Annotated in this window: 17 protein-coding genes; 9 read left to right on the top strand and 8 right to left on the bottom strand. The window is 72.0% G+C overall.

What is annotated here, in order from left to right:
• The first annotated feature begins 32 nt into the window (after window positions 1-32).
• The 5 genes from AB0J97_RS18940 to AB0J97_RS18920 all read left to right on the top strand — a co-directional run bounded on the left by AB0J97_RS18940 (window position 33) and on the right by AB0J97_RS18920 (window position 3,277).
• On the top strand, window positions 33-671 hold the full coding sequence (locus AB0J97_RS18940) for a DUF3710 domain-containing protein (RefSeq protein ID WP_364090152.1): 639 nt from the start codon (window positions 33-35) through the stop codon (window positions 669-671).
• Between the two features lie 102 nt (window positions 672-773).
• On the top strand, window positions 774-1,160 hold the full coding sequence (locus tag AB0J97_RS18935) for an OB-fold nucleic acid binding domain-containing protein (protein ID WP_103955393.1): 387 nt from the start codon (window positions 774-776) through the stop codon (window positions 1,158-1,160).
• A 4-nt stretch (window positions 1,161-1,164) separates the two neighbouring features.
• Window positions 1,165-1,836, top strand: a complete 672-nt coding sequence (locus AB0J97_RS18930; RefSeq protein ID WP_364090149.1) for a DUF3159 domain-containing protein — start codon at window positions 1,165-1,167, stop codon at window positions 1,834-1,836.
• Between the two features lie 98 nt (window positions 1,837-1,934).
• The gene (locus tag AB0J97_RS18925) at window positions 1,935-2,513 is read left to right on the top strand and encodes a Uma2 family endonuclease (RefSeq protein WP_364090310.1); all 579 of its coding nucleotides are present in this window, start codon (window positions 1,935-1,937) and stop codon (window positions 2,511-2,513) included.
• A 296-nt stretch (window positions 2,514-2,809) separates the two neighbouring features.
• Window positions 2,810-3,277, top strand: coding sequence for an NUDIX domain-containing protein (locus tag AB0J97_RS18920; RefSeq protein ID WP_357697956.1), 468 nt, complete (start codon window positions 2,810-2,812; stop codon window positions 3,275-3,277).
• Here AB0J97_RS18920 and AB0J97_RS18915 read toward each other — a convergent pair.
• The 3 genes from AB0J97_RS18915 to AB0J97_RS18905 are packed head-to-tail and all read right to left on the bottom strand — an operon-like array spanning window position 3,243 to window position 4,980.
• Window positions 3,243-3,647, bottom strand: a complete 405-nt coding sequence (locus AB0J97_RS18915; protein ID WP_357697958.1) for a TIGR03668 family PPOX class F420-dependent oxidoreductase — start codon at window positions 3,645-3,647, stop codon at window positions 3,243-3,245. The genes AB0J97_RS18920 and AB0J97_RS18915 overlap by 35 nt on opposite strands.
• Before the next feature lie 8 nt (window positions 3,648-3,655).
• On the bottom strand, window positions 3,656-4,315 hold the full coding sequence (locus AB0J97_RS18910) for a TrkA family potassium uptake protein (RefSeq protein ID WP_357697960.1): 660 nt from the start codon (window positions 4,313-4,315) through the stop codon (window positions 3,656-3,658).
• On the bottom strand, window positions 4,315-4,980 hold the full coding sequence (locus AB0J97_RS18905) for a TrkA family potassium uptake protein (protein ID WP_364090144.1): 666 nt from the start codon (window positions 4,978-4,980) through the stop codon (window positions 4,315-4,317). The genes AB0J97_RS18910 and AB0J97_RS18905 overlap by 1 nt, the downstream gene beginning before the upstream one ends.
• A gap of 101 nt (window positions 4,981-5,081) precedes the next feature.
• Here AB0J97_RS18905 and AB0J97_RS18900 point away from each other — a divergent pair, with 101 nt between their 5' ends.
• Window positions 5,082-7,127 (top strand): APC family permease, encoded by a 2,046-nt coding sequence (locus AB0J97_RS18900; protein WP_364090141.1) that lies wholly within the window; start codon window positions 5,082-5,084, stop codon window positions 7,125-7,127.
• On the opposite strand, the gene AB0J97_RS18895 is transcribed toward AB0J97_RS18900, so the two are convergent.
• Complete coding sequence (locus AB0J97_RS18895; RefSeq protein ID WP_364090138.1) at window positions 7,114-8,754, bottom strand: alpha/beta-hydrolase family protein; 1,641 nt, start codon at window positions 8,752-8,754, stop codon at window positions 7,114-7,116. The genes AB0J97_RS18900 and AB0J97_RS18895 overlap by 14 nt on opposite strands.
• 97 nt (window positions 8,755-8,851) lie before the next feature.
• Here AB0J97_RS18895 and AB0J97_RS18890 point away from each other — a divergent pair, with 97 nt between their 5' ends.
• From AB0J97_RS18890 to AB0J97_RS18880, 3 genes are all read left to right on the top strand, one after another.
• Window positions 8,852-10,102, top strand: a complete 1,251-nt coding sequence (locus AB0J97_RS18890; protein ID WP_357697967.1) for a class I SAM-dependent RNA methyltransferase — start codon at window positions 8,852-8,854, stop codon at window positions 10,100-10,102.
• A gap of 145 nt (window positions 10,103-10,247) precedes the next feature.
• A complete protein-coding gene (locus tag AB0J97_RS18885; protein ID WP_357697969.1) occupies window positions 10,248-10,595 on the top strand; it encodes an STAS domain-containing protein in 348 nt (115 codons plus the stop codon).
• An 82-nt stretch (window positions 10,596-10,677) separates the two neighbouring features.
• Entirely contained in the window at window positions 10,678-11,820 is a 1,143-nt protein-coding gene (locus AB0J97_RS18880; protein ID WP_364090134.1) for a DUF418 domain-containing protein, read from the top strand.
• Window positions 11,821-11,822: 2 nt separating this feature from the next.
• On the opposite strand, the gene AB0J97_RS18875 is transcribed toward AB0J97_RS18880, so the two are convergent.
• The 4 genes from AB0J97_RS18875 to AB0J97_RS18860 are packed head-to-tail and all read right to left on the bottom strand — an operon-like array spanning window position 11,823 to window position 15,686.
• Window positions 11,823-12,422 carry a response regulator transcription factor gene (locus tag AB0J97_RS18875; protein ID WP_357697972.1) on the bottom strand — a complete coding sequence of 200 codons (600 nt, stop codon included), beginning with the start codon at window positions 12,420-12,422 and terminating at the stop codon, window positions 11,823-11,825.
• Window positions 12,419-13,519, bottom strand: coding sequence for a histidine kinase (locus tag AB0J97_RS18870; RefSeq protein ID WP_364090130.1), 1,101 nt, complete (start codon window positions 13,517-13,519; stop codon window positions 12,419-12,421). The genes AB0J97_RS18875 and AB0J97_RS18870 overlap by 4 nt, the downstream gene beginning before the upstream one ends.
• Entirely contained in the window at window positions 13,516-14,646 is a 1,131-nt protein-coding gene (locus AB0J97_RS18865) for a histidine kinase (protein WP_364090127.1), read from the bottom strand. Before AB0J97_RS18865 ends, AB0J97_RS18870 begins: the two co-directional genes overlap by 4 nt.
• Before the next feature lie 26 nt (window positions 14,647-14,672).
• Window positions 14,673-15,686, bottom strand: a complete 1,014-nt coding sequence (locus AB0J97_RS18860) for a hypothetical protein (RefSeq protein ID WP_364090124.1) — start codon at window positions 15,684-15,686, stop codon at window positions 14,673-14,675.
• Window positions 15,687-15,738: the final 52 nt, after the last annotated feature.

Raw genomic sequence — 15,738 nt, 5'->3', positions numbered from 1 at the left:
CCACGGCCCCGCGAACAGGGAGAGTGAGGAACGTGTTCCGACGTCGTCGTCGTGAGCAGCCGGAAGCGGTGGCCGAGCAGGAGTCAGCGGCCCCCACCCGTGAGTCCGGCCCGTGGGACGCCGACGAGCCCCACCCCGACACCGACAGGATCGACCTCGGCGGCCTGCGGCTGCCGCACAACCCCGACTTCGACGTGCGCCTGGCCTCGCTCGGCGACCAGCACGTCGGCGTCGTCGTCCTGTACGAGGACAGCTCGCTGCAGCTCCAGGCCCTGGCCGCGCCACGCTCGGCCGGCCTGTGGGACGAGGTCAGGACCAAGATCATGGCCCAGGCCCAGACCCTGGAGGAGCGGGAGGGCCCGTTCGGCGTCGAGCTGGCCGGGGAGGTCGCCATGGAAGGCGGCACCAGGGCGGCCCGCTACATCGGCGTCGACGGCCCGCGCTGGTTCCTCCTGGCGGCCATCACCGGCCCGGGAGCCTTCGACGAACGGGTCTCCGGGGCGTTCATCGACTTCGTCAAGGACGTCGTGGTCGTGCGCGGCAACGAGCCGATGACCCGCGAGGAGCCCATCACGCTGAGCCGTCCGCAGGAGCGGCAGGCCGGGGAGCAGGAGGAACGGCCGGCGTTCAGCCCCTTCAAGCGCGGTCCGGAAATCAGCGAGACCCGCTGAGTGTTACATTTGCGGGCACTCGCCCGGGCCCGTCCGGCGACATTCCCAAGACCCCCCATCGGCTATTCGCTGACGGCTTACCATCACATAGGCTGAACCATCATGAGTACGGCAGAGCCTCCGAAACGCGGGGGATTGCGGGGCTTCTTCAGTCGGCTGGCCACGACCCAGTCCGAGATCGAGGCCCAGGAACTGCGGGAAGACGCCGACGAGGTCGGTGCGACGCCCATCGTGTCGTGTGGCGGGCGCCGCAGATTCTGTGTAGCGGGTACGCTACGTACGGTGACACTGCGTCCGAGGGGCGGCGCTCCCGCCCTGGAGGCCGAGCTGTACGACGGGTCCGACGTGATCGACCTGGTGTGGCTCGGCCGCCGCAAGATCGCCGGCATCGAGCCGGGCCGCACGGTCAAGGCCGAGGGCCTGGTCAGCATGCAGGACGGGCGCAAAGTGATGTTCAATCCGCGATACGAACTGCGCCCAGGGAGTTGATCAGGTGAGTGCTGAGGCGGAAGAGGTCGCGCACGAGACCGTCGAGGCGGCGGTGCGAGCCCAGCTCGCCAAGGCTTTCGGTGGCGTCCGCGGCATCATCGAGGCCGCGGTGCCGACGATCGCCTTCACATTGTCGTGGATCTTCACCGAAGACCTGAAGAAGTCGCTCATCATCAGCATCTCGCTGTCGGTGCTGCTCCTGCTGGCCCGGGTGATCCAGCGGTCCACGCCGCAGTTCGTGATCAACAGCCTGATCGGCATCGCGATCGGCGCGTTCTTCGCCAGCCGCTCCGGCGACGCGAAAGACTACTTCCTGCCCGGCATCCTGTGGAACGGCGCGTACTCGGTGGGCATGCTGCTGTCCATCGTCACCCGCTGGCCGGTCGTGGGCTTCCTCATCGGCTCGGTCACCAACGACCCGGTGGGCTGGCACAAAGACGCGGGCATCGTCCGTCTCTGCACGCGGCTGACCTGGCTGCTCATGCTGCCGTGCGTGGTGCGGGTGGCGGTGCAGGGCCCGGTCTACCTGTTCGGCGGCGGCGACGAGGCGGTGGCCGCGCTCGGCTTCGCCAAGATCGTGATGGGCTGGCCCCTGCAGGTGGCGGCCCTGGCCGCGATGCTCTGGCTCCTCGGCCGCGGCCGCACCCCCATCAAGCCCCCGGTCGCCCCGGCCTGACCCGCCGGGGCTTGCTCCCGGTCACCGAACCAGGTGGGTCCGCCCACCTGGCACCTTACGAGCGTTCGAGCACGACAGCCGAAGCGGTGAGCCTGGAGATGACCACGTCCTCGCTGCCCGACTGGGTCTTCCCGCCGCCGGGAGGCTTCGTCGCAGAAGACCTCGATGACCTTCCGAATCTGCCTGCGCACACCGAGTTGATCGACGGAAGCCTGGTCTTCGCCCGTGCTCAAGCGTCCTTTCACGCGATGATCGTCGACCTTCTCGCTGCCGGCCTCCGCGGAGCCGCTCCCGATGAGCTCAGAGTGCGCCGTGAGATGAGCGTGGTTCTTGGGCGTGATCAACGTCCTGAGCCCGATCTCGTCGTGCTGAAGGCCGAGGCCCTGGGTGACGGTCGTGAGACCTTCTACGAGGCGAAGGACGTGGTCCTGGCTGTCGAGGTGGTTTCACCTGAGTCCCGAAGCCGGGACCGGGAGCGTAAACCGGCTCTCTACGCCGCGGCCGGGATCCCGCACTTCTGGCGGGTCGAGGGTGAGGCGGGTGAGCCCGTGGTCTACGTCTACGAGCGCGATCCCGCCACCCGCGCCTACGCGCTCACCGGCATCCACCACGACAGGCTCAAGCTGACCGTCCCCTTCGACCTGGACGTCGACCTGAGCGGGATCCACCGCCTCTGACCTCTTGACCCGCCGTGATGCTCGCAGCTCCATGGGCAAGGGCCCCTGCGTGCTGCTGGGGCGAGGGGCCGTGCGGACCTCCAACCCATCCGAAGCCCCGCTGAAGGTCGCCGCAGGGGGTGGGCGAAAAGGGCGGGGCGGCCACGTTCGTTCTCACCGCGACCGAGCTGGGGCTGGTGGCCACCATCAACACCGCGGGCCGGCCGGGCAGGGGCCAGGTCGTGGGGGTTGTGGGCGGCAGGAGGGTTCGGGGGGTTCGGGGGCGTGGGAGCCTGGGTGGGGTGAGGGGGAACTGGGTGGGTCGGGTGGTGGCGTGGGTGTGGAAGGCGCTGGGCGGGCGCGTTCGCTGGCGGGTGTTGTGGCTGACCCATGCCACCTTCATGGTCGGCGTCACCGGCCTCGTACGCGACGCCGACGGACGCGTGCTCGTGCTGCGCCACCGCCTGTGGCAGGAAGGGCGGCAATGGGGCTTCCCCACGGGGTTCGCCAAGAGGGGCGAGACCTTCGAGGGCACGGTGGAGCGCGAGGTGTTCGAGGAGACCGGCCTGAGTGTGCGCACGGGCCGGTTGTTGCGCGTGCGGAGCGGGTTCGGGCTGCGGGCCGAGGTGGCCTACGAGGCCGTGCTCGTCGGCGGCACGCTCAGGATCGACCCGCTGGAGATCCTCGAAGCCCGCTGGGTCGCCCCCGACGACCTGCCCGAGGGCCTGCAGGCCGCCCACCGCGACCTGCTCATCCCGAGTACGCCCACCCCGACCACCGACTGACCGCGACCACGATCACGGGCCCCTCGGGCGGCCGGTCGCGGTACTGGTGGTACTTGTCGGCCAGGGACTCCAAGGCCCACAAGCCGTCCTCGTGCACGGTCGCCGTGCCGTCGGCGCGGGCCCACCACAGCCTGGTCCAGTCGTCCTCGTAGTGGTCGGCGAGCAGGCTGACCCGCGGGTTCGCCCGGATGTCGCGCAGCCGCCTCAGGTCGTACGTGCTCTTCGGCTTGTGGTCGACGGCGGACACCACGGTGTCACCCAGGACGGCGAAGGTGACGGGCACCAGACGCGGCACCCCACCCGCGTCGGCCGTCGCCAGGCGGGCGACGCGGGCGCCCGCGAACAGCGAGCGGGCGCGGGCGGCGTCCAAGACCGGGCTCAGCGCTGGGAGAGCAGGTGGGCGAGCTCCTCCTCGACCTCCTGGCTGGCCACGAACAGCAGCTCGTCGCCGGCCTCCAGGGGGTCGTCGGCGGTCGGCACCAGCACCCGGCCCTCGCGCAGGATCGCCACCAGCGCGGAGTCGACCGGCCACGGCACCGACCCGGCGCGCTGGCCCACGACCGGCGCGTCCTCGGCGAGGGTCAGCTCGACCAGGTTGGCCTGGCCCTGGCGGAACGTCATCAGCCGCACCAGGTCGCCGACGCTGACCGCCTCCTCCACCAGGGCGCTCAGCAGCCGCGGCGTCGAGACGGCGACGTCGACGCCCCACGACTCGTTGAACAGCCACTCGTTGTTGGGGTGGTTGATGCGGGCCACCACGCGCGGCACGCCGTACTCGGTCTTGGCCAGCAACGAGACCACAAGATTGACCTTGTCGTCGCCGGAGGAGGCCACCACGACGTGGCAGTTGCTGAGCCCGGCCTCGTCGAGCGAGGCGATCTCGCACGCGTCGGCGAGCAGCCACTCGGCGCGCGGCACGCTGTCGATCTTGATCGCCCGCGGGTCGACGTCGATGAGCAGGACCTCGTGGCCGTTCTCCAGCAGCTCGGAGGCGATGGAACGGCCCACGGCGCCCGCGCCGGCGATGGCGATGCGCATCAGTCGTCCTCTTCCGGCGCCGCGGCGAGCACCTTGTTGATCCGGTCCATGTCGTTCTCCGCCGCGATGACGTGGAGCAGGTCGCCCTCCTGGACCACGGTCTCGTCCGTGATGGTCAGGGCCTCGCCCATGCGGTTGATGAAGGCCACGCGGGCGCCGGCCCGGCTCTCCAGGTCGACGACGCGGGTGGCGATCCAGGCCGGGTTGGTGGCGACCTCGGCGAGAACGACCGTGCCCGTGGGGTCGCGCCACAGCGGCTCGGCGCCCTCGGGCAGGATGCGGCGCAGGATCTGGTCGGCCGTCCAGCGGACGGTGGCCACCGTGGGGATGCCCAGCCGCTGGTAGACCTCGGCCCGCCGGGGATCGTAGATGCGGGCCACCACGTTGTCGACGCCGAACGTCTCGCGGGCCACACGCGCGGAGATGATGTTGGAGTTGTCGCCGCTGGAGACGGCGACGTACGCGGTCGCCGACTCGATCCCGGCCTCGGTGAGCACGTCGCGATCGAAGCCGACGCCGGTCACCCGCCGCCCCCGGAACCCCGCGCGCAGGCGGCGGAACGCCTGTGGGTCGCGGTCGATGATGGCGACGGAATGGCCGCTGTCCTCGAGGATGTGGGCGAGGGTCGAACCGACCCTGCCGCATCCCATGATCACTATATGCATACTCCCCCGCACTTCGCGGTCGGCCGGTTGCTCGACACCAGTATGGCCCGATGGGGGAGCGCCGCGTTTAGGGCATCGGCATGCGGCTAGCATCTCGTTACGTGGCGAAGGTAACGGATCTTGTCAAACGCGTGCTCGTGGGGCGCGCCCTGCGAAGCGGGCAGCTCCACGAGCAACTCCTGCCCAAACGCATCGCCCTGCCGGTCTTCGCCAGTGACGCTCTGTCCTCGGTGGCCTACGCCCCGCAGGAGATTTTGGTCATCCTGTCGCTGGCGGGCGTCTCGTTCTATTCCTACAGTCCCTGGATCGCCGTCGCCGTCGTGGTGGTGATGCTGACGGTCGTGGCGTCGTACCGGCAGAACGTGCACGCCTACCCCAGCGGCGGCGGCGACTACGAGGTGGCCACCACCAACCTCGGCAAGAACGCGGGGCTCACCGTCGCCAGCGCCCTCATGGTCGACTACGTGCTGACCGTCGCCGTGTCGGTGGCCAACGGCGTCGACTACGTCGGCGCGACCATCCCGTTCGTGGCCGACCACCGGCCCGCGATCGCCATCATCATCGTGATCCTGCTCACCGTGGTGAACCTGCGCGGCATCCGCGAGTCCGGCGCCGCCTTCGCCGTCCCCACGTACGCGTTCATGTTCGCGGTGATCGGCCTGGTCGCGTGGGGCGGCATCCGGCTGCTGGTGTTCGGCGACGAGCTGCGGGCGCCCAGCGCCGGGTTCTCCATCCGGCCCGAGCAGGCGAACCTGGCCTCCTTCGCCGCGGCCTTCCTGATCCTGCGCGCCTTCTCCTCCGGCTGCGCCGCGCTGACCGGCGTCGAGGCCATCAGCAACGGCGTGCCCGCCTTCCGCAAGCCCAAGAGCAAGAACGCCGCCACGACCCTGCTCATGATGGGCCTGATCGCCATCACCATGTTCGGCGGCATCATCGCGCTCGGGCTGGCCTCCGGCGTGCGGGTGGCCGAGCCGAGCGTCGTCGCCCACGACCTGCTCAGGCCCGACGGCACGCCGGTCGGCGACGGCTACTACCAGCAGCCGATCATCTCCCAGGTGGCCGACGCGGTGTTCGGCGGCGGCTCGCTGCCGTTCGTGGTGATCTCCGCGGTGACCGCGCTCATCCTGTTCCTGGCCGCGAACACCGCCTTCAACGGCTTCCCCGTGCTCGGCTCGATCCTCGCCCAGGACCGCTACCTGCCGCGCCAGCTCCACACCCGCGGCGACCGGCTGGCCTTCTCCAACGGCATCATCATCCTGGCGCTCGGCGCCTGCCTGCTGCTGTGGGGCTTCCAGGCCGATGTCAGCCGGCTGCTCAACCTCTACATCGTCGGCGTGTTCGTCTCCTTCACGCTCAGCCAGATCGGCATGGTCATCCACTGGACCCGTCATCTGAAGACCGAGACCGACCGCCAGGTCCGCCACCAGATGCACCGCTCCCGCGTGATCAACTTCTTCGGCGCCATCATGACCGGCCTGGTGCTGATCGTCGTGCTGCTGACCAAGTTCCTGGTCGGGGCGTGGATCGTGGTCATCGCGATGCCGGTGCTGTTCCTCATGATGAAGGGCATCCGCCGCCACTACGACAAGGTCGCGGCCGAGCTGGAGATCACCGACGACTACGAGCCCGCCATGCTGCCGGCCCGCAACCACGCGATCGTGCTCGTCTCCAAGATCCACAAGCCGACCATGCGCGCGCTGGCCTACGCCCGCGCCACCCGTCCGTCCTCGCTGGAGGCGATCACCGTGGGCGTCGAGGGCGACGAGGCGCGCCGGCTCCAGGAGGAGTGGGAGCGGCTGGGCATCCCGGTGCCGCTCAAGATGCTCGACTCGCCCTACCGCGAGATCACCCAGCCCATCCTCGACTACGTCAAGACCCTGCGCCGCCGCTCGCCGCGCGACGTGGTCACCGTCTTCATCCCCGAGTACGTCGTCGGCCGCTGGTGGGAGCACCTGCTGCACAACCAGAGCGCGTTGCGGCTGAAGGCCAGGCTGCTGTTCAAGCCGGGCGTCATGGTGACCAGCGTGCCCTGGCAGCTCCACTCCTCCGACCGGCTCAAGGGCCGCCCCGAGCCGTACGCGCCGGGCGCGGTGCGCCGTCCCTGGCACCAGACCGTCAAGGACGAAGGCGAGATCAAGGCGCGCTGACCAGCGTCCGCAGCCGCCAGGTGTCGGACGCCGTCCAGCCGCGCGGCGCGGCGACGGCGGCCCACCCGTCCACGATGTTGGCGCCGTAGCGGTGGCCGTGGCCGGGCGGCACGGACATCGCCGCCGTCATGTCCACCAGCACCTGCCAGAACGTCACCAGCGGGAACCAGTTCATCTGCGGGTTCACCCCGGGCCCGCGCTCGCCCTCCAGCCAGGCGGGACGGTGGTAGATGAGCGTGGGCGACCACCACACGACGGGATCGGTGGCGTTCTGGAGGTAGACCACGCGGGGGAGCGGCCACGGGCCCTTGGGACGTGACAGGTCGGCCGGGTGCTGGGCGAAGCGGGCCGTCCTGCCGTCCTGGTAGACGGGCCGCCAGATGGGGGTGCCGGGGTCGCGGTGGGCGGTGAGGTGGTTCCAGACGGGGTTGGCGTTCGGCGGGCCGACGAACAGCGCGCCGTCGGTCCGGGTGGCCAGGTCGGCCAGGTCGCGGAAGGAGTTCTCCAGCTCGTAGGAGCCCAGGCTCTCGCCGGCGACCAGCAGCCGGGGCCGGTGGGCGGGCGGGAGCCGGTCCCACCTGGCGCGCACCGCCTCGAACAGGGCCCGGCCCGCGGCCGCCGCCTTGTGCCTGTCGGCCAGGAACGACACCCAGCTCGGCAGGTAGGAGTACTGCACCGCGACCATGGCGGTGTCGCCGTTGTACATGAACTCCAGCGAGTCGGCGATGTGCTGGTCGACCCAGCCGGTGCCGGTCGTGCCGAGCACCGCGAGCACCGGACGGCCGAAGCCGCCCGTCCGCTCCAGCTCCCGTACGGCCACCGCGGCCTGCTCCTGGGGCGAGGTGGTGGCGTCGAGCCCGACGTACACGCGGATGGGCTCGGCGGCCGGACGGCCGGAGAAGGCTGCCAGCTCCGTGACCGTGGAGGCGGTGGCGGTGAAGCGGCGGCCCTCGCGGCCCAGGGAGTCCCAGGTCACCAGCGAGCCGGGGCCGCCGGACACCTTGGCCGAGCCCGGCCTGCGCACGCCCGGGTGGGTGCCCTCGTTGGCGACCGAGGAGACGTCGCTCATCTTGCTGAGGAAGCCGGAGAACAGCACGTCGTCGGCGAACAGCGCGACCATCGAGGCGACGATCAGCACGCCGACGACGTGGCCCACGTACGCGGGGACGTACCGGTCGAGCCAGTCGATCAGCTTGCGGCCGGCCAGCCGTACGAGACGGGACAGCAGCAGGAACAGGGCGAACAGCGTGACCGCCACCGCCAGGATCACCGGCGGGAACCAGGTGATGCGGGTGTCCATGCCCATGAGCGCCCGCACGTCGCGCTGCCAGTCGATGCTGTACCACAGCGCCACGACCGTCAGCCCGCAACAGCCGCCGACCATGATCTGCCAGGCGGCCCGCCGCCCCCGCTCCGGCAGCCGGTACGGGATCACCGCCCGCCCCAGCGCGCCCGCCGCGGCCCCCACCCCGTAGCCGAGGATGCCGGTGACCGCGCCCATCACGCCCTGGAACAGCCACGTGCGCGGCAGCAGCGAGGGTGTCAGCGAGGCGCAGGCGAACAGCACGGCCAGCAGCGTGCCCCCGAATCCGAGCCGCCGGCGCACCACCCGAGTCCTGTCCATCATCACCCACAGTAGTGACTCAAGTCCGGAAAGTGGTCGTCCGGGGCGCGAGGCGGGGCACGCGGACGCCGCCCGTGGCGGCTCACCATAGGGTGGGGGTGTGGAACAGGCATCTCTGGAGTTGACGGTCGGTCCGGTCGCGCATGGCGGCTGGTGTGTGGCGCGCCATGAAGGGCGGGTGGTCTTCGTCCGGCACGCGTTGCCCGGCGAGCGGGTGATCGCCGACGTGACCGAGGAGACGAGCCGGTTCCTGCGCGCCGACGCCGTGGAGATCCTGGAGCCCTCGCCCGACCGCGTCGTCCCGCCCTGCCAGTACGCCGGCCCCGGCCGGTGCGGCGGCTGCGACTGGCAGCACGCCACGCTGGAGGCGCAGCGCCGGCTCAAGGCCCAGGTCGTGGCCGAGCAGCTGCACCGCCTGGCGGGCATCGAGCGTGAGATCGTCGTGGAGGAGGTGCCCGGCGCCAAGGACGGGCTCGGCTGGCGCACCCGCGTGCAGTTCGCCGCCACCCCCGCGGGCGAGCTGGGCTTCCGCCGGCACCGCTCGCACGAGATCGAGGTCGTCGACGCCTGCCTGATCGCCCACCCCGAGGTCGAGGCGGTCGCGGCCGAAGACCACGACTGGCCCGGCGCGGCGGGCGTCGAGGTCATCGCCTCCGCCGGCGGCGACCGTGCCGTGGTGGTCTCCCCGCGTCCGCGGCGCAGCGTGAGCGTGCCCGACCTCGACGCGCCGGCTTCGATCCTGCTCGACCAGGGCAAGGGCCGCTCGGTGCCGCGCCGCGGCTCCGGCGTGCTCCACGAGCACGTGGGCGACCGCGAGTTCCGGGTGGCCGGCAGCGGCTTCTGGCAGATCCACCCGGGGGCGGCCGAGACGCTGCTCGACGCGGTGCTCGCCTACGCCGCGCCCGAGCCGGGGGAGTGGGCCCTCGACCTCTACTGCGGGGTCGGCCTGTTCGCGGCCGGGCTGGCCGAGGCGGTCGGGCCGGAGGGCGCGGTGTTCGGGCTGGAGTCCGACGCGGCGGCCGTCCGCGACGCCCGTGCCAACCTGCGCGACCTGCCGCAGGCCAGGGTCGAGCGCGGCCGGGTCGAGGAGGCGCTCGACCGGTTCCAGATCGAGCGCGCCGACCTCGTGGTGGTCGACCCGCCGCGGTCGGGCCTCGGGCGCGAGGTGGTGGAGCGCGTCGCGGGGCTGGAGGCGCTGCGCATCGTCTACGTCTCCTGCGACCCCGCGACGCTGGCCAGAGACCTCAAGTGGCTGGGCGAGCTGGGCTACGATCTGACCGATCTGCGGGCCTTCGACGCCTTCCCGATGACCCACCACGTCGAGTGCGTGGCGCTGCTGGTGAAGCGCTGAGAGGCGCCGCCCGGCCAAGGCGTGACCTCATCGTGACGGTTTGCCGGAACCTCGGGAGGGTGAAGCTGTCTATCGTGCATCCATGGTCGCCTCCGGAGGCACGGGCCGCTCAGGATCGGACAGGCCGCCGATGACACCGCTCGCGATGAGCCATCGGCACCTGCCCGGCGTGACCGTGATCGAGGTGCGCGGTGAGGTCGACGCCACCAACCACACACGATTACGGGAACACGTCCGGCAGGCCAGGGCGCGTCCGGGCGACCACGTGGTGTTCGACCTGAGCGCGATGACGTTCATGGACAGCTCGGGGCTGCACGTCCTGCTCGCCTGCCACCAGGAGGCGCTGGAGCACGACGCGCGCGTCCACCTCGCCGCCCCGCAGGGTGCTCCCGCCCGGCTGCTGGAGATCACCGGGGTCGACGCGCACCTGCCGGTCCACACGACCGTCGACGCCGCCGTGGCCGCCGCGGTCACGGCCGGTCCGCCCTCCTGAGCCTCTGGTCCGAGCCTTTGGTCGCGTCCGGCGAGACCAAGGACGGACGCGCCGCGCGGGGAGGCGTCCCTAGCGTCGGGGCATGACGCACACCACCCTCGCCGGGCGCGTGCAGGAGATCGACGCCGTACGCGGTTTCGCGCTGGCGGGCATCCTGGTCGCGAACATCGGCTTCCTGGCCGACCCCGGGTACGCGCTGTCGGGCGCCATGCCCGCCCCCGACGGGCCCGTGGCCCTGGCCGTCACCGCCTTCGTGCTGACGAAGTTCTACATCATCTTCTCGTTCCTGTTCGGCTACTCCTTCACGCTCCAGATGCGGGCGGCCGAGCGGGCGGGGGCGAGCGTACGGGCCAGGACGCTGCGCCGGTGCCTGGCCCTGTTCGTCATCGGCGTGGCCCACGGCCTGTTGTTGTGGATCGGCGACATCCTCACCCTGTACGCCGCGCTCGGCGTGGTCCTGCTGGCCCTGCGCGGGCTGAAGCCCAGGACGGCCGTCATCGCCGGCTCCTCGATCATCGGCGTGCTGACCCTGTTCTGGCTGGCGCTCGCCTGGCTGTCGACCCTCGACCCGGCCGCTGGGCAGCCCGTACCGGCCGATCCGGCCGAGGCGGCCCGCGTGCTGGGCCTGGCGACCGGCGGCCCGCTGGACTTCCTGACGATGCAGACCGAGCTGTACCCGCCGCTGGTGACCATGATCTGGCTCTTCCAGGGGCCGGCCGCGCTGGCCATGTTCCTGTTCGGGCTCGCGGCCGGCAAGTCCAGGCTGCTGGAGGACCTCGGACGCTGGTCGCACCTGCTGCCCCGCGTCCAGTGGGTGGGCTTCGGCGTCGGCCTGCCCGGCGGTCTCCTGTACGCCTGGACGTCGGGTCGGAACGGCGCGGTGGAGCTGGTCGGCGGCGCGGTCAACACGATCACCTCGATCCTGCTGGCCGCCGCGTACGTCGCCACCCTGCTCCGGGTGATCGGCCGGTACCCGGCGGCGGGCCGCGTCCTGGCCGCCCCGGGACGGGTGGCCGCCTCCAACTACGTCGGCCAGTCCCTGCTCATCGCCCTGGTCTTCACCGGGTACGGCCTCGCGCTGGCGGGCCGGCTGTCGCCGATCGCCGTGATGGGCATCGCCCTGGTGATCTACACCCTGCTGGTGTGGGCGAGCGGACGCTGGCTGCGCACCCACCGCCACGGCCCGGTGGAGTACGTGCTGCGCCGGGTCACCAACTGGCGCTGAGGTCAGAGCCAGCCCATGCGCTGGGCGGTGCGGATCGCCTCCAGCCGGTTCTGGGCGTTGAGCTTGGTCATCGCGCTGGACAGGTAGTTGCGCACGGTGCCCTCGGTCAGATGGAGCTCGCCGGCGATCCTGGAGATCGTCGCTCCGTCGCCCGCCAGGCGCAGCGCGTCGCGCTCCCGCTCGGTCAGCGGGCTGTCGCCGGCCGCCATCGCGGCGGCGGCCAGCTCGGCGTCCAGGTAGCGGCCGCCGGCCATGACCTTGCGGATCGCCATCGCCAGCTCCTCGGCGGAGGCGTCCTTGCCGAGGAATCCGCTCACGCCGGCGGCCATCGCCCTGCGCAGGTAGCCGGGGCGGCCCAGGCTGGTCAGGATGACGATCTTGCACTGCGCGCTGATGTGCTCGGCGGCGCTCAGGCCGTCCATGCCGGGCATCTCGATGTCCAGCACGGCCACGTCGGGGCGGTGCTCGGCGACCGCGGCCACGACCTCGTCGCCCCGGCCCACCTGCGCCACGACCTCGATGCCGTCCTCCAGGTCGAGCAGGGCGGCGATCGCGCCGCGGATCAGGTGCTCGTCGTCGGCGAGCAGCACGCGGGTGGTCATGCCGGCACCGCCGCGCGCAGCAGATAGCCGCCGTCGCCCGTCGGCTCGGCCCGCAGCACGCCGCCCGCCGCGCCGACCCGCTGGGCCAGGCCCGCCAGCCCGATGGCCGCGTGCTCGCCCACCGGGCCGCTCACCCCGTCGTTGGACATCTCCAGAACCCCGTTCTCGATCGTGATCGTGCAGCGTTCGGCCTTGCTGTGCTTGAGCACGTTGGTGGCGCCCTCGCGGACGACCGTGGCGAGCAGGGTGCGCGCCTCCGGGGCCAGCGCCGCGGTCTCGGCCCGTACCGTGCAGCGGACCTCGGCGGCCTCCAGCACCGCCCGGACGCCGGCCAGCACCTCGTCCAGGTCGAGCGCCCGGTAGTTCTGCACCACCGCGCGCACCTCGCGCAGCGACCGCCTGGCCAGGTCGCGCACCTCGAACATGGTCCGCCCGGCGGCGGCCGGGTCGGCCGGCAGCGACCCGGCGGCCTGGGCGGTCCTGGCCGAGACGTCGGCCAGGCTCTGCCCGAGCAGGTCGTTGAGGTCGCGGGCGAAGCGCAGCCGCTCCTCCGAGACCGCCAGCCTGGCCCTGGTCTCCTGCCCTTCGTGCGCCTCCTTGGCCACCCGCCACAACCACAGGTTCGCCAGCACGCCGCCCACGCCGATCGCGGTGAACATCGCCAGGACCACGACCGCCATCAGCATCTCCATGGGCATGCCCATGGTCAGCGCGAGGACGAGCGCGAGCACGGCGATCCAGCCGACGGACAACCAGACGATCGTCCGCCGGCGGACGTAGGGGGCGAGCATGGCCAGCCACACCGGTATGGCGTACAGGACCGTGCAGGCCGAGAGGACCAGGGCGAGCACCCCGGAGACGGCCAGCAGCGCCGTCGGACGCGGGCCGCCGCGCACGGCGATCCGGAACGGCCGCGTGGCCAGCGCCATGAAGACCAGCAGCAGCACCCCGGCGACCACGAACGCCTGCCAGGGCAGGTCGACCGACTGGGCGAGGAGGTACAGGTTGTAGAAGCCGGTCGCGGAGACCAGCAGGATGATGTCGGTGGAGTAGACGATCAGCCAGCGGACCTTGTCCAGCCGGGTCGGCCGCCTCATGCGGGCACCGCCGCGCGCAGCAGGAACTCGCCGGTGGGCGTCGGGGCGGCCGAGAACGAGCCGCCCGCCGTGGTCAGGCGCTCCGACAGGCCGCGCAGGCCACTGCCGGGGGCCACGGGGAGATCCTTGACGCCGTCGTTGCGCATCTCCAGCACGCCGCCGTCGATCGTGATCGCGCAGGTGGTGGCCGAGCTGTGCTTGAGCACGTTCGTGCCGCCCTCGCGCACGACCCACGCCAGCAGCGCGCGTCCTGCGGGGGACAGGTCGGCGGCCCTGGTCTCGATCAGGCAGCGCGCGCCGACCGCCTCCAGCGCGGCCCGTACGCCGGCGAGCTCCGCGTCCAGGTCGAGCGTGTGGTAGCCGTCCACGGCCAGTTGCACCTCGGCCAGCGAGCCCTGGGCCAGCCGGCGCACCTCGTCCATCTCGGCGAGGGCTCTGGCCTGGTCCTTGGCCGACAACTTGGCCGCCAGCTCGCTCTTCAGCGTGATCACCGACAGGCTGCGGCCGAGCAGGTCGTGCAGGTCGCGGGCGAAGCGCAGGCGTTCCTCCGCGATGGCCAGGCGGGCCTTGGCCTCCTGGCCGTCGTGGGCGTCCCTGATCGTCCACCAGAGCCAGCGCCACAGCAGCGTGGCCGCGACCAGCAGGACGCAACTGACCACCTCGGTGATCAGCGTGCCGACCCAGGACCGGTCGGTGATCAGTGTGACGTACGCGCTGACCAGGCCGGTCACGGCGGCGCCCAGGCAGGCCGTGGCCCACAGCGGCAGGTAGAGCGCGGCCACCGACACCCACAGGACGCCGGCCTCCAGCCAGGTGCTCATGTCGGCCAGCTCCTGGTGCGGCAGCAGCAGCACCGAGCCGGCCGCGAACGCCCCGGACAGCAGCAGCCTGGCCGTGGGCCGCGGCCGGCCGTCGAAGGCGGCCCGCAGCAGCAGGGGGAACAGCGTGAACTGGCCCACCAGGCAGGCGATCGTGAGCAGCGCCCGCGGGACGGTGATGACGCCCCGCGCCGCGAAGATGACGACCAGGGTCACGAACACCACGCCCAGGAGGGTGATCATGGCGTCCATCCAGTAGATGAGGATCTTGCGCGCGCCCTCGGCCCGGTTCGCCACCGTCTCCCTCACCCCCTGGATTTGTGCGAAATCCTATGTCAGGAGTGGGTAAGCCAGAGAATTCGGGATACGTCCGGTTTGGGAGGTTTGCCGCGCAGCGACAGCCAGGCCAGCCCGTGCCGGACGGCGTAGTCCGACAGTTTGCGGGCCTCGGTCTCGTCCAGATCGCCGGCCCTGGAGAGCACCGGGGTCAGGGCCAGCCGCTCCCACACCTGCTCATCGGCGGGCTCATCGGCGGGCCCCTTGGCAGACGGGGCGTAGGCCCGCGCGAGCTGACCGGCCGCCGCCCGCACGGCCGATCCCAGCCTGCGCAGCCGCCCCTCCGGCCCGCCGCGCGGCTCCATCTCGGCCAGCAGCTCGACCGTGTCCACCCGGGCGCCCTCCCGCCGGGTCGTGCGCAGCATCGCCAGGTCGGCCGCGTCCAGCCCGTCCGGCTTCAGACGCAGGGTGAAGCTCACCCGCAGCGGCCGTTCCCCTTGCAGGGCGCGCAGCGCCCGCGCCCTGCGCAGCACGGCGGCCGGGTCGGCGGCGTCGCGGATCTCGAAGCCCGCCGCGGCGGCCCCGAGCGCGCCGACCGCCCTGCGGTAGGCGGTGGCCAGGCCGCCGGGCCTGGTGCAGGTGGCGGCCGGATCCTGCCCGCCGGGGCCGCCGAACACCGGGAAGGCGTCGCCGCCCGCCGCCAGCAGCCGCCCGAGCCCGGCGGCCACCGGATCGCCGCCCGGTCCGTCCCACCGGACGAGGCAGCCGTCGCCGCCCGCGACGAGATGGCCGAGCGCGTACCGGCGGACGCCGCTGCCGCGCGACTCGGCGGCCAGGTCGAACTCCGGTTCGCGGACGGTGTCGACGAACCCCACGAACGAGCGCGGCGGCTCCCGCACGGCCACCGGCGGCCGCGGCGGCGCGAAGCGGGCGGGGGCGGCGGACGGCGGCGCCGGGCTGGCGCCCGCGGGCAACATCCGGATCGCCAGGCACGTGGCCCCGGCCAGCACCAGCGCGGCCAGCACCGCCAGGGGACGGGGGAGCGTGCCGGACTCTCTTGCCTTCCGCGACATATGCCACCCATCGTGATTGATCGGCTACTTTCAGCGGTTGATGGTGAAGGTA

Source organism: Nonomuraea sp. NPDC049607 (genome assembly GCF_040675375.1).
Taxonomy (GTDB): Bacteria; Actinomycetota; Actinomycetes; order Streptosporangiales; family Streptosporangiaceae; genus Nonomuraea.
The sequence above is the reverse complement of the archived record's forward strand: the minus strand, read 5'-3'. Positions and strand labels throughout refer to the sequence as shown.